This window comes from Flagellimonas lutimaris, from assembly GCF_051494225.1.
Classification (GTDB): Bacteria; Bacteroidota; Bacteroidia; order Flavobacteriales; family Flavobacteriaceae; genus Flagellimonas; species Flagellimonas lutimaris_A.
The window spans coordinates 79,370-92,778 of record NZ_JBNPYE010000005.1; the positions used below are offsets into that span (position 1 = coordinate 79,370).

General features: G+C 48.5%; 12 protein-coding genes. 11 read left to right on the forward strand and 1 reads right to left on the reverse strand.

Annotation, left to right across the window (positions count from 1 at the left end; translation table 11 throughout):
• Positions 1-24: 24 nt before the first annotated feature.
• Positions 25-936 (reverse strand): helix-turn-helix domain-containing protein, encoded by a 912-nt coding sequence (locus ACQQ5U_RS11395; protein ID WP_437397616.1) that lies wholly within the window; start codon positions 934-936, stop codon positions 25-27.
• Between the two features lie 139 nt (positions 937-1,075).
• On the opposite strand from ACQQ5U_RS11395, the gene ACQQ5U_RS11400 reads away from it, so the two are divergent.
• From ACQQ5U_RS11400 to ACQQ5U_RS11450, 11 genes are all read left to right on the forward strand, one after another.
• Positions 1,076-1,930, forward strand: coding sequence for an aldo/keto reductase (locus ACQQ5U_RS11400; RefSeq protein ID WP_437397617.1), 855 nt, complete (start codon positions 1,076-1,078; stop codon positions 1,928-1,930).
• Positions 1,931-1,955: 25 nt separating this feature from the next.
• On the forward strand, positions 1,956-3,017 hold the full coding sequence (locus tag ACQQ5U_RS11405) for an alpha/beta hydrolase (RefSeq protein WP_437397619.1): 1,062 nt from the start codon (positions 1,956-1,958) through the stop codon (positions 3,015-3,017).
• Positions 3,018-3,078: 61 nt separating this feature from the next.
• Positions 3,079-3,528, forward strand: coding sequence for a nuclear transport factor 2 family protein (locus tag ACQQ5U_RS11410; protein ID WP_437397621.1), 450 nt, complete (start codon positions 3,079-3,081; stop codon positions 3,526-3,528).
• Positions 3,529-3,632: 104 nt separating this feature from the next.
• Entirely contained in the window at positions 3,633-5,261 is a 1,629-nt protein-coding gene (locus ACQQ5U_RS11415) for a carboxylesterase/lipase family protein (protein ID WP_437397623.1), read from the forward strand.
• Between the two features lie 35 nt (positions 5,262-5,296).
• Positions 5,297-7,447 (forward strand): outer membrane protein assembly factor BamB family protein, encoded by a 2,151-nt coding sequence (locus ACQQ5U_RS11420; protein WP_437397625.1) that lies wholly within the window; start codon positions 5,297-5,299, stop codon positions 7,445-7,447.
• A 231-nt stretch (positions 7,448-7,678) separates the two neighbouring features.
• On the forward strand, positions 7,679-8,347 hold the full coding sequence (locus ACQQ5U_RS11425) for a carboxymuconolactone decarboxylase family protein (RefSeq protein ID WP_437397627.1): 669 nt from the start codon (positions 7,679-7,681) through the stop codon (positions 8,345-8,347).
• Positions 8,348-8,365: 18 nt separating this feature from the next.
• On the forward strand, positions 8,366-9,442 hold the full coding sequence (locus ACQQ5U_RS11430; RefSeq protein WP_437397628.1) for an alpha/beta hydrolase: 1,077 nt from the start codon (positions 8,366-8,368) through the stop codon (positions 9,440-9,442).
• On the forward strand, positions 9,432-9,917 hold the full coding sequence (locus ACQQ5U_RS11435) for a cupin domain-containing protein (RefSeq protein ID WP_437397630.1): 486 nt from the start codon (positions 9,432-9,434) through the stop codon (positions 9,915-9,917). The genes ACQQ5U_RS11430 and ACQQ5U_RS11435 overlap by 11 nt, the downstream gene beginning before the upstream one ends.
• 19 nt (positions 9,918-9,936) lie before the next feature.
• Positions 9,937-10,536 carry a flavodoxin family protein gene (locus ACQQ5U_RS11440; RefSeq protein ID WP_437397631.1) on the forward strand — a complete coding sequence of 200 codons (600 nt, stop codon included), beginning with the start codon at positions 9,937-9,939 and terminating at the stop codon, positions 10,534-10,536.
• Between the two features lie 92 nt (positions 10,537-10,628).
• Positions 10,629-11,090 (forward strand): (2Fe-2S)-binding protein, encoded by a 462-nt coding sequence (locus tag ACQQ5U_RS11445; RefSeq protein ID WP_127137635.1) that lies wholly within the window; start codon positions 10,629-10,631, stop codon positions 11,088-11,090.
• Positions 11,091-11,109: 19 nt separating this feature from the next.
• Positions 11,110-13,371, forward strand: coding sequence for a molybdopterin cofactor-binding domain-containing protein (locus ACQQ5U_RS11450; protein WP_437397633.1), 2,262 nt, complete (start codon positions 11,110-11,112; stop codon positions 13,369-13,371).
• The last annotated feature ends 38 nt before the right edge of the window (positions 13,372-13,409 follow it).

Sequence of the window (13,409 nt, forward strand, 5' to 3'; positions counted from 1 at the left end):
ATTAAGGGACCTTTGTTGAGTGGTCTAATTCAACATGCGATATTCATTGGGGGTATAGCCTACCTGTTTTTTAAAGAAACGGTTAAAATGTTGGGGGTATTTGAAGCCCAGTTCATAGGCAATCTCACTTACGGATTTATCGGTATTGAAAGTTTTCTTCTTGGCAATTTCGATCATATAATCCTGGATATGGTCCTTTGCGGATTTTCCCGTTTCATTTTTGACGAGGTCACCAAAGTAATTGGCGGACAGGTTCAGTTCATCGGCAAAATAGGTTACCGTGGGCAATCCCAGTTTTTGGGGGGCATCCGAATTGAAATAGTTTTTCATCTTGGCCTCGAATTTTTCCAAGACCCCTTTGTTCTCGTTGTCCCTGGTGATGAACTGACGGTCATAGAAGCGGTCACAGTAGTTCAGAAAGAGCTCTATATTGGAAGCGATCAGCTTTTTACTGTGCTTGTCCACCCCTTTGTTCAATTCGTATTTGATTTTGGAAAGACAGTCCATGACGATTTCCCTTTCCTCATCGGAAATATGCAAGGCCTCATTGGTGTGGTATCCAAAGAAATTATAGGAATCAATGTTTTGGCCCAAGGCGGTACCATGGATCAGATCAGGGTGAAAGGCCAATACATGTCCTATGGGCTGGTATATCTGGCCATCAGTTTCAACGTCCATGATCTGGCCTGGGGAAACAAACAACAAGGTGCCTTCCTGATAGTCGTAATATTGTCGTCCATACCGAAGGTCACAGCCTTTGAACTCCTTAAGGAAAACACAGTAGAAACCAAAATAGAGCCGTACCTTTTTGTTGCCGTCCCAATCCCTGGGATTGGCCAATGACAGATCCAAAACATTCACCAAAGGGTGTAACGTCTTGTGATTATTCAGTATATTATAGTCATTAATGCTCTCGAACCTGTACATGCCTTCCATATCCTTTCTTATTTAGTGTTAACAAAGTTAGAAAATTTCAAAAGGGTTGCATATCAAGGGATTGGAATTCAGTAAAAATGGTACTACTTCCAGTATTTTTGGTACAAAATGAGCCTCTTTCTGTTCCGACATTTGTATCATGAAGAAGATACAATTGAACAATGGGGTCGAAATGCCCCTTTTGGGATTCGGGGTTTTTCAAATACCCGATTTGGAGGAATGTGAACAAATTGTGCTCAATGCCATTGATACCGGATATCGCTTGATCGATACCGCAGCTTCCTATTTTAACGAGGCCGCCGTAGGGGCCGCCATCAAAAAAAGTGGGGTGCCTAGGGAGGAGCTGTTCATCACGACCAAACTATGGATACAGTCCCATGGCTATGATGGAACCTTAAAGGCTTTTGACCATTCCATGGAGTTGTTGCAATTGGACTATTTGGACCTCTATTTGATCCACCAGCCCATGGGGGATGTGCACGGTTCCTGGCGGGCCATGGAGGAACTGTACAAGCAAGGACGGATTCGGGCCATCGGGGTGAGCAATTTTCATCCTGACCGAGTGATGGACCTAATGGTGCACAATGAGATTGTGCCAGCTGTGAACCAAATGGAGACCCATCCCTTTCACCAACAATATGACATCCATGACTTTTTAAGGGAGAACCATATTCAGATGGAAGCATGGGGACCTTTTGCCGAAGGAAAGAACGGCTTGTTCAAAAATCCACTTTTGGCCGAAATAGGGGACAAGTACAACAAGTCCATAGCCCAAGTGGTCCTGCGTTGGCTGGTGCAACGCGAGATCGTGGCCATTCCCAAATCGGCACATCGACACCGTATGGAGGAGAATATCGACATTTTCGATTTTGAAATTGATTCAAATGATATGGAGGTGCTGAAAGGGCTGGATATGAAATCAAGCAGCTTTTTTGACCTTAGGGATCCCAATATGGTAAAATGGCTGGGGGAACGAAAACTGGAACTCACATAACGGTTAGCAACAATAAACAATACGCATGAAAAAATTAAGGACACTACTATCGACCTTCGTACTGATGATGACCCTGGTAGGGGGTTGGGCCCAACAAAAGCCCATTTTGCTGCAGGACCAAGGGAGCTTTGCCGTCGGGGGAACCGTAAAGAGCAATCCAGGAACTTTCGATGCCATTAAACGCACCCCGGAAGGTCAGACCTATCATGGGGACCATGCCTATGTATTCTATCAAGTCCCGGCCGATGCACGTAAATATCCCTTGGTGATGTGGCACGGTATCGGACAGTTTTCCAAGACTTGGGAAACTACGCCCGATGGACGCGAGGGGTATCAGAACATATTCTTGCGCAGGGGGTTCAGTACCTATATCATCGATCAGCCAAGAAGGGGCCGGGCCGGAAAGAGTATGGCGGAAGCGACCATCACGCCTACCCCGGATGAACAGTTTTGGTTCAACATTTTCAGGGTGGGGGTTTGGCCCGATTATTTTCCAGGGGTACAGTTCGCCAAGGATGAGGAAACCCTGAACCAATATTTTCGTCAGATGACCCCCAATATTGGAGGCTTTGATATTGAGGCGATCACAGAGGCTACCTCAAAGCTGTTCGATCGTATCGGGGACGGCATACTGGTGACCCATTCCCATTCCGGGGGATTCGGGTGGTCAACGGCCCTTAAGAACCCACATGTCAAGGCCATCGTTTCCTATGAGCCAGGTTCCGGTTTTCTTTTTCCGGAGGGAGAGGTGCCGGGACCCTTGGCAAGCTCCGCCGGAGAATTGCAGGCTTTTGGGATTCCCAAGGAGGAATTCATGAATTTGACCAAAATCCCCATCGTCATTTATTATGGGGACTTTATACCAGAAACGTATGATCCCAATCCGGGAACGGATGGTTGGCGCGTTCGTTTGGAAATGGCCCGCAAATGGAGGGATGTGGTCAACAAATATGGCGGGGATGTCACCGTGGTGCACCTGCCCGAAGTGGGCATCAAAGGGAACACCCACTTTCCCTTTTCGGACCTGAACAATATTGAGGTGGCCGATCTCATGTCGGCCTGGTTGAAGGAAAAGGGCCTTGATTGATGCAGGTCTTAGTGCACAAGAATTGAATTGACATTTAAAAATAAACTAAAACACAAACACCATGAAACGACTTTTACTGATTTTTCTGTGCTGTACCATGGGCAACCTTTGGGCGCAGGATTCCGATATTACAAATGAGATAAAGGAGCTGTCCAAGGCCAAATGGCAATGGATGGCCGATAAGGATGTAGATCGATTGGCCGAGCTCTTCCACGACAAGTCCAAATTCGTCCATATGAGCGGTTCTTGGAAAAAAGATCGCGAATTGGAAATCATTGAGAGCGGCAGTATTTGGTACAAAAATACCATAGTGCACGATGTGGCCGTGGAAACCTTCGGGGACGATACCGCTATCCTCTGGAACCGGATCACCTTGGAAGCCCATGTACGCGGCAATGATGTATCCAATGAGTTTACGGCCACCGAATTCTATAAAAAGGAGGGGGATGCCTGGAAATTGTTGGATCTCACGTTCAGCAGTGTCCGGGATACCCATCAAATCGAACATTGAACCGACAGGGTTCACTAAATCTTTTAGACCCGAGAGCATATGGACAACGTTCATCCAAGGGGTTGGGGTAATACAATTAGAGCACATTAAATAAAGAAAAACAAATGAAAAAAAGTATTATGGGTTTGCTATTGCTGTTCAGTGTGGTGATGGGGGCCCAACAAAAGGGGCAAGATACCGATTTGGTGACCACGGAGTCGGGTATCCTGAAAGGGGTTCAAGTCAATGATGTGGTCAGTTTTAAGGGGATACCCTATGCGGCACCGCCCGTCGGGGAGTTTCGTTGGCGCCCCCCACAACCCGTATCAGCTTGGACTGGAGTACGTGAGGCCTCTACTTACGGCCCTGATTGTGCGCAGTCCGGATGGGGCGGAGCACCTGGTAGTATTGTCGAAGGCTCATCAGAAGATTGTCTGTACCTGAACATATGGAAGCCAGCCGATGCCACGGCCAAGGATAAGTTGCCGGTCATGGTTTGGATCCATGGTGGTGGATTTACAGGTGGGAGTGGTTCCGGGGCCGGAATTGCCGGCGATGCCTTTGCGGAGCAAGGGGTCGTCTTGATCACCTTCAACTATCGGTTGGGCCGATTGGGCCATTTTGCCTTTCCAGCCCTTAGTGACGAGCATCCCGGGGAAGCCAAGGGCAGCTATGCCTATATGGACCAGATCGCTGCCCTGCAATGGTTGCAGCGCAATATAGGTGCCTTTGGGGGCGACCCGGAAAACGTGACGATATTTGGATTTTCGGCAGGAGGGGTATCGGTACATTCCTTGATGACAATTCCCGATGCACTAGGTTTGTTTGATAAGGCCATAAGCCATTCCGGTGGGGCCAGGGACGGGGTGTTGACCGGTAGGCCGATCCGTGAAGAGAATGCGGATATTTTCTATAAAGAGTCCGCGGAGACCATTGGGATCAACTTTGCCAAAAAACATGGTGTCGAGGGAACGGATGCCGATGCCCTTGCAAAACTGCGTGCCCTCCCAGTAGAGGAGATCGTTGATGGTGGCCAGGAGACCGATGGACAAGGAGGTCCCCGTATCTATTCAGGGCCTATTTTGGACGGTACATTGGTGGTGGAGACCGCTGAGAGTGCCTATATAGCGAACAGACAGGCGAAAGTGCCCTTGATGATCGGTTCCTGCAGTGCAGAGGTCGGGGGCAGTTTTGTCAACAACTCCAGTACCAAGGAGGAACTTTTTGCCCTGTTCGGGGATTTGGGCGGTGAAGCCAAATCTGTTTACGATCCCAAAGGGGACAAGGAGTTTGCGGAGGTGATCGCCAAGTTCAATACGGACTGGGTATGGGCCGAACCCGCACGTTTTACGGCCAATACCTTTGTGGCCGCAGGAGAACCGGTCTATTTCTATCATTTTGATTTTGTTTCCGATCCCATGAAGGAACGGATGCCCTATGGCGCCGGACATGGAACCGATATATCCTATGTGTTCAATACCCTGGATGCCCGTTGGGGAAATCCCGAAAAGACAGCGGAAGATGAGAAATTGGCAGAAACCATGAATACGTATTGGGCCAATTTTGCCAAGACCGGAAACCCCAATGGGGAAGGTTTGCCGCAATGGCCTGGATACACCCCTGAAAGCAATATGATATTGGACATACAGTCAAATGGTGTGCCTGTGGGCAAAATAGATCCCAGAAAAGCACGATTGGATTTGATAGAAAAGGCGGTGAAAATACGGGAGAAATTACAATCAAGGGGGATATAAAAGATTTGGAAAAAGAATTAAGGAAAAACACGACCATGGAAATCAGATTGGAATATTGGAGAACATACGGAATGGGCCTTTTGGCGCTATTGGTGCTGGCCGGTTGTAAAAAGGAGGAATCGGAATGGGACAATACATGGACCGCGTATAAAGCGGATGCCAAGGCAACGAGCTATTCCCCTTTGGAGCAGATCACGGTTTCCAATGTCAACAATTTGGAGAACGTGTGGTCCTTTCATGCCGATGACGTGGCCGATGGGGAAGAGCCTGTGGTATCCAGCCAGGCAAATCCCATCATCATCGATGGTATCATGTATGCCAATTCCAGAAGCCAGACGGTTTATGCGATCAATGCAGCGACCGGAGAAAAGATTTGGGCCTTCAAGGCCCTTGGTGAGGATGAACCCACTGCTGCCAGTCGTGGCGTGACCTATTGGGAGGATGGTGATGATAAGCGTATCCTGTATTCCGCGGGCAACAACTTGTTCGCCATTGATGCCAAAACGGGGAAAGCGGTCACTTCTTTTGGTGAAAATGGCAAGGTCAACCTGAATGTAGGCGTTCGGGACAATCCCGATGAAATATCGGTCACCTTGACCACACCGGGAAGTATATTCAACGATTTGATCATCATTGGATCTAGATTGCCCGATTTTTATGGAGCACCTCCAGGATATGTCAGGGCCTATAATGTGAGGACGGGCGAGCTCGCATGGACCTTCCATACCATTCCCCATCCTGGTGAACCCGGCTATGAGACCTGGCCACCGGATGCCTATAAATATGCCGGTGGCGTAAATTGTTGGGCAGGGATGAGCATCGACAAGGAAAGGGGCATGGTCTTCTTGGCCTTGGGATCCCCCTCCTATGACTATTATGGGGCCGATAGGATCGGTGCCAACCTATACGGCAATTGTGTGTTGGCCTTGGATGCCACAACGGGACACTATAAATGGCATTTTCAGACGGTACACCATGATATATGGGACTACGATCTGGCCAGTCCCCCCAATTTGGTGACCATCAACCATGATGGCAAGGAAATCGATGCTGTGGCCCAGGCCACGAAACATGGCTTCATCTTTGTTTTGGACCGTGAAACAGGGGAACCCATCTTTCCTGTCGAGGAGCGGAAGGTGCCCGAATCCCATCTCCCCGGTGAAGTGGCCTTTGAAACACAACCCTTCCCCTTGAAACCCGCACCCTTTGTACGGCAATCCATGACGGAGGAAGATTTGAACCATTATTCGGATGCCGATCACGATTCCATATTGAAAACGTTCCGTTCGGTACGATATGAGGGGCTCTTCACACCACCAGATTTAAAAGGGACGCTTTCCCTTCCAGCGACAAGGGGTGGGGCCAACTGGGGAGGCCTGGCCTATGATCCAGATACCGATTACCTCTATATCAGGGGAAACAACCTCCCTGAAATACAGACCATTGTGGATGCGGACAAACATTTTGCCGCACAGAACAATACCCGATACGAATTGGGAAGGGTCACCTACGAAAAGCATTGCGTGGCCTGTCATGGTGCGGATAAAAAAGGGGTGGGGCCTACTATTCCTACCTTGGTAGATCTCAAGGACAGACGCTCCGAAACGGAGGTCCTTGACAAGATCCGTCAAGGCGGTGGGATGATGCCAGGTTATAAAGGCGTGTTGACAGAACGTGAGGAACGGGGCGTTTTGGCCTATTTGTTCGAATTGCAAGATGCCGCTACGGAGGATGAAATAGAAGGAAGTGGGGAAGAAAAACCAGTGAGGTATATGAACATCACCCCATATCGGACATGGAGCGATCCTTCGGGCAATCCAGCCATGAAGGGTCCTTGGAACACCTTGAACGCCTTGAACCTGACCACAGGGGAATACGAATGGCAAATTCCCTTGGGGAACGATGAAAAACTGCAAGAGGAGGGAGGACCAGAAACAGGGCTTTTGGCGCGTTCAGGACCCATGGTGACCGCAGGTGGCCTGGTGTTCATCAGTGGTGCCGATGATAAAAAATTATGGGCCTTTGACAAGAAAACGGGGAAAAAGGTATGGGAACAGGAATTACCTGCGGCCAACAATGCCAACGTTTGCTCCTATTTTGTGGATGGAAAGCAGTATGTGGCCCTATCCGTGGGAGGGACCAAAGAAAACCCATCCGGTTCGATTATGGCCTTTGCACTGCCTTAGGAGACAGGAAGATGAACACACCTTTTTTAGGTGTAGGAAGCATTGGAAGCCCCAGAGGAATGGTTTTATGGCTCAAGAAGATGCTGGGGCATTCCAAGCTTCCACATCCTTAGAAATGAGGTAAAAAGTGAATTATGAATGAATTAATAACAAAGAAATAGGATTATGGGAAAGGAACGAATGAAAAGTATTGTATGTCTTTTTTGTTGCCTGGCGGGCCTGCAGGGTTTGATGGCGCAAATAGAGATTGGGAACGCAGAACTATTGGACGAGAAGCAAAAGAGTATTGTCAAGATCGCTTCCTTCACCGCGCAGGGTAAAATGGAGGAGCTCTCGGTGACTCTGGACCATGGTTTGGATGAGGGGTTGACTGTCAACGAGATCAAGGAAGTATTGGTACATCTCTATGCCTATAGTGGTTTTCCGAGAAGTATCAGGGGACTCCAGACTTTTTTGGAGGTGATCGAAAAGAGAAAGGAACAGGGCATTCAGGATGATTGGGGCAAAGAGGCCTCACCCATTGTGGATTCTAGGAGCAAATACGATAGGGGCATTGAGACCTTGGAGGAATTGGTGTTGGCCAAAATGGACGGGCCCAAACCTGCCTATCAGCAATTTTCCCCAGAAATGGATGTATTCCTGAAAGAGCATTTGTTCGCAGACCTGTTTGAAAGGGATGTATTGACCTATGCTCAGCGGGAGTTGACGACCATTTCAGTCATTGCCAGCCTGGGCAATCTGGATCCGATGCTCAGAGGTCATATGAACATATCCCTGAATGTCGGTCTGACGGCTGCACAGTTGGAGGAATTTGTAAAACTTATTGAGGTAACGGCCGATCAAGAAAAGGCCGACGATGCCCATAACGTATTGGAAGCCGTTTTGGCGGCAAGGGAATAAGATTGTAAAGAAAAAGAGATGAAAAAGACACAAATTTTAATGTTGATGATGATGATCATTGGGGCCGTGGAGGAAACAAGGGCACAGCAGCTACAGAATCCGTTTGGATTGGTATATGCAGGTGCCATTATGGAAAACAAAAGAGGAGCGGTGAACATACACCCGGTGACCTATGAACGTTCCGGCATTACAGTGGCCGCCAATGTATATACCCCACCGAATTTTGATGCGGAACACAAGTATCCCACCCTGGTGGTGGCCCATCCCAATGGAGGGGTAAAGGAACAAGTGGCGGGCCTTTATGCCCAACGATTGGCGGAACTGGGCTTTGTGACCATAGCCGCAGATGCCGCCTATCAGGGTGCCAGTGGAGGGGAACCCAGAAATGTGGACACACCCCACAATCGTGTGGAGGATATCCATGGGATGGCCGATTATATTTCCAAATACAAAGGGGTCGATCAAGGGAACATTGGACTTTTGGGCATTTGTGGCGGAGGTGGATACTCCTTGAAGGCGGCACAGTCGGACAAACGCTTTAAGGCCGTTGCCACGTTGAGCATGTTCAATTCCGGAGAAGTACGACGCAATGGTTTCTTGAAATCCCAAGTGGAGAGCATCCAAGAACGGTTGGAGCAAGCTTCCAAAGCAAGGGAACAAGAAGCCAATGGTGGGGAAGTATTGTATGTAGGGAAAGGAACACCTCCCTTAACGGAAGAACAGATTGCTGCCATGCCCTTCGATCTCTATAGGGAAGGGTATATCTATTATGGGAAAACCCATGCCCATCCCAATTCGGGTGGGGGCTATACCATGAGCAGCTTATTGGAACTCATAACCTGGGATGCCACCGATGAAATTGAATTGATCGATCAGCCCTTATTGATGATCGCCGGGAGTAAGGCAGATACCTATTATATGACGGACAAAGCCTTTGAAAAGGCCGTCAATGCCAAGACCAAGGAGTTATTCTTGATCAATGGGGCCACCCATATCCAAACCTATTGGAAACCGGAGTATGTGGATCAAGCGGTGGACAAACTGGATGCATTTTATAGAAACAACCTTGAAATTTCCCAAAGCAATGAACTGTAAGCTGTTTTTATGGAGTATCCTTATGGGTTTGGCCATGATCTCTTGTCAACAAAGAAAGGAAACATCCGTTTCGATGGAGGGAGATGTGCCTCAGGTACGGGTGTTTGATAAGGGGAATAAGATCACCAATGCTAATTTTACTGGGACCGCATGGTTGCAAATGTTGGTGGATGCCGATAGCCTCAACCAGAACTCGGTGGGCAGTGTCACTTTTGAACCTGGCGCCAGGACCAATTGGCATTCCCATCCCAATGGACAAATCATATTGACCCTGTCCGGGAAAGGGTTTTACCAAGAGGAAGGGAGTCCGAAAAGGATTTTGAAGAAAGGGGATGCAGTCAAATGTCCTGCGAATACCCCACATTGGCATGGGGCGAGCACGGACGAAGAATTCGTGCAGGTGGCCATCACCAGTAGGATAGATGGCCCGACACAATGGTTGGACAAGGTGACGGATGACATCTATCTAAAATAAGTTCGTAAAAAAGGGGGAAATGGCAAAACGCATGTTGGTCTTATGGGTATCGTTGTTGATGGTTCAGGGCCTGTCCGCCCAAAAAGGTTCCGTTGATCCCGAGCGGATATTGATCATTTATCTTTCCCGTACACAGAACACGAAGACCCTGGCTGAAATCATCCATAATAAAATGGGCGGGCGATTGGAAGCCTTGGCATTGGTGACCCCATATCCTGAAAATTATAGGGCCATTGTGGAACAGGTGGCCGAGGAAAACAGAACAGGGTATTTACCCCCATTGAAGAATAGATTGGATATGGAAAAATACGATATGGTGTTTCTAGGTTTTCCCACTTGGGGGATGCAGTTGCCACCACCCATGAAAAGCTTTCTCTCGTCCCATGACCTAAAAGGAAAAACTGTCGTACCTTTTAATACCAATGGAGGGTATGGTCTCGGAAGCTGTATCCAGACCATTATGAAACTTTGTCAGGGTAGTACCTTGCTCAAGGAATTGTCCATCAAAGGTGGTAGTGAACGGGACGGTATTTACCTGGCAATTAAAGGGCAACGCAAGAAAGAAGTGGAAGGCATGGTCGAATCTTGGTTACATGCACTTCAAGTGTTATCAAAATAGAAAAAGGGAACTCCTATCCAAAATAGGGAGGGGTTTGAATTTAGTAGGTCTATTCGGTACAAAATAGTTATTTTCATAAAAAACAAAGGATTATGGCAAATTTCAATCTGAATATCAATGGGAAGTCACATACGGTGGACGTAGATCCCAGTACCCCCATGTTATGGGTCCTACGGGACCATCTGAACTTGGTCGGGACCAAGTACGGCTGCGGTATCGCCCAATGTGGTGCCTGTACCGTTCATTTGGACGGTACGGCGACCAGATCTTGCATGTTGACGGTTTCCATGGTCGGGAATTCTGAAATCACCACCATTGAAGGTTTATCGGAAAATGGGGATCATCCCGTACAGAAGGCATGGTTGGAAGTGGATGTGCCCCAATGCGGGTATTGTCAGGCCGGACAGATCATGACGGCTTCAGCACTATTGCAGAAGAACCCTAACCCCAGTGATGAGGAGATAGAAATGGCCATGAACGGGAACATCTGTCGTTGTGGGACCTATATAAGGATCAAGAAAGCGGTAAAACTGGCTGCGGAAAGTAACACATAGACCATTAAAGGACAATAAGATGAGTGTAATGAAAACGCATATAGGGAGAAGGGCTTTTATTAGGAACACCAGTTTGGCAAGTGGCGGACTGGTGCTTGGCTTTAGTCTATTGAATGCCTGCAAACCCAAGGACGTGGAGACCATGGCGGCATTGGAAATGCCCAAGGAATGGTTTGAGACGAATGCTTACCTAAAAATAGGGGATAATGGGGTAGTGACCATTATGTCCCCAAACCCGGAGTTTGGTCAAGGGGTGATCACCTCCATGCCCATGATCGTGGCGGATGAACTGGATGTGGATTGGAAAAATGTTTTGGTCGAGCAGGCCAATTTTGATCAAGAGGAATATGGATGGCAGTTCACGGGAGGCAGCCAGGGCATTAGACGTCGTTGGGAAGGCCTGCGTATGGCCGGGGCAACGGCAAAGCAAATGTTGGTGGCCGCAGCAGCGGAAACCTGGCAGGTTCCAGCATCTGAGATTACCGTTTCCAATGGAGTGCTGAGCCATACAGGTTCGGAGAGGTCCGCAGGGTATGGTGAGATGGCTTCAAAGGCGTCAAAGTTGGAGGTCCCTGAAGAAGTTTCCTTGAAGGAAGTGAAGGATTTTACCATTATCGGGACTTCCCAAAAAAGTGTGGAGAACCAGAAAATCATTACCGGAAAACCTTTGTTCGGATTGGATTATCAGTTTGATGGGGCCCTTGTGGCCATGGTGGTCCATCCACCGGCCTTTGGACTCCAATTGAAATCCTTTGATGGGTCGCGGGTCGAGTCCATGCCGGGCATCACAAATGTTTTTAAGATAAAGACCTTGGAAGAGGATTTTGCCAGGGGCTATTTTGATACCAATGCCTTTACCGATGTGGTCGCCATTGTGGGCAAGAGTACTTGGGAAGTGATGAATGCCAAAAAACAATTGGATGTCCAATGGGAACCCATTGCGGGTTCCAAGTTTAAAATGGACCGTTTTGGTACCCAAGTGGAAGTGGAGGTTCCCAGTGGACTGGAAAGTACGGAGGGCCATTATGCCCAAATGGATGAAATGGCCACCAGATCGGGTACGACCACCCGTAAGGATGGCGACCCAGAAGGTGTATATGCCTCAGCGGCCAAAACGTTGGAACGTTCGTACACATGCCCCTTTTTGGCGCACAATTGTATGGAGCCCATGAACTTTTTTGCCCATGTGACCGAGGATATGGCCAAATTGGCCGGTCCTTTGCAGGCACCGGTATTGACCGCTCCGACCGTAGCGGCCCGATTGGGCATGCCCGTTGAAAATGTTGAGATCGAATTGACCCGAATGGGTGGTGGATTTGGAAGACGGGCCTATGGCCATTATGCCGTGGAAGCTGCCCTGATATCCAGAGAGGCGCAGGCTCCTGTGAAGTTGGTCTATACGCGGGAGGATGATATGACCTTTGGTATTTATCGTCCTTCCTATCAGGCTACCTATAAGGCGGCTTTGGATGAGAATAACAATCTGGTGGCCTTTCAGGTCAAAGCAGGGGGTATCCCCGAAACACCACTTTTTGCCAACCGGTTCCCAGCAGGTACCGTTGACAATTATTTGGCGCAACAGTGGGAAATCAATTCCAATATTACCATCGGGGCCTTTAGGGCACCACGCTCCAATTTCATGGCAGGTGTGGAACAGGCCTTTTTGGACGAGGTGGCAGAATTGGCAGGCAAGGATCCCATTGAATTTCGATTGGAACTTTTACAGCGAGCCAAGGACAATCCGGTAGGGGAGAACAATGAGTACGATCCTGAACGTTTGGCCGGGGTATTACGTTTGGTACGTGAAAAATCCAATTGGTCCCAAGTGCCCGCGGGAACCCATAGAGGCGTATCCGCTTATTTCTGTCACAACAGTTATGCCGCCCATGTGGTCGATGTGGTGATGGACGGGGATACCCCCAAAGTGGAGAAAGTTGTCTGTGCCATTGACTGTGGTATAGTGATCAATCCGGATGCCGCTTCGAACATGGCCGAAGGCGCCATTGTGGACGGTGTGGGAAATGCCATGTACGGAGAACTTACCTTTAAGGATGGTAGCCCACAACAAAAGAATTTTGACACCTATAAAATGATACGACATGCCGAGGCACCAAAACATATTGAGGTCCATTTTGTGAAAAACGAAGTTGATCCCACAGGAATGGGGGAACCTCCTTTCCCTCCTGTTTTTGGAGCCTTGTCCAACGCCATTTATAAGGCTACGGGCAGAAGGCATTATAGACAACCATTTGCTACGGACAGACCTCCTTTGGTCGGATAAGATTATCGAATCTAAATTTTTTAAATAAAACGGGTAAC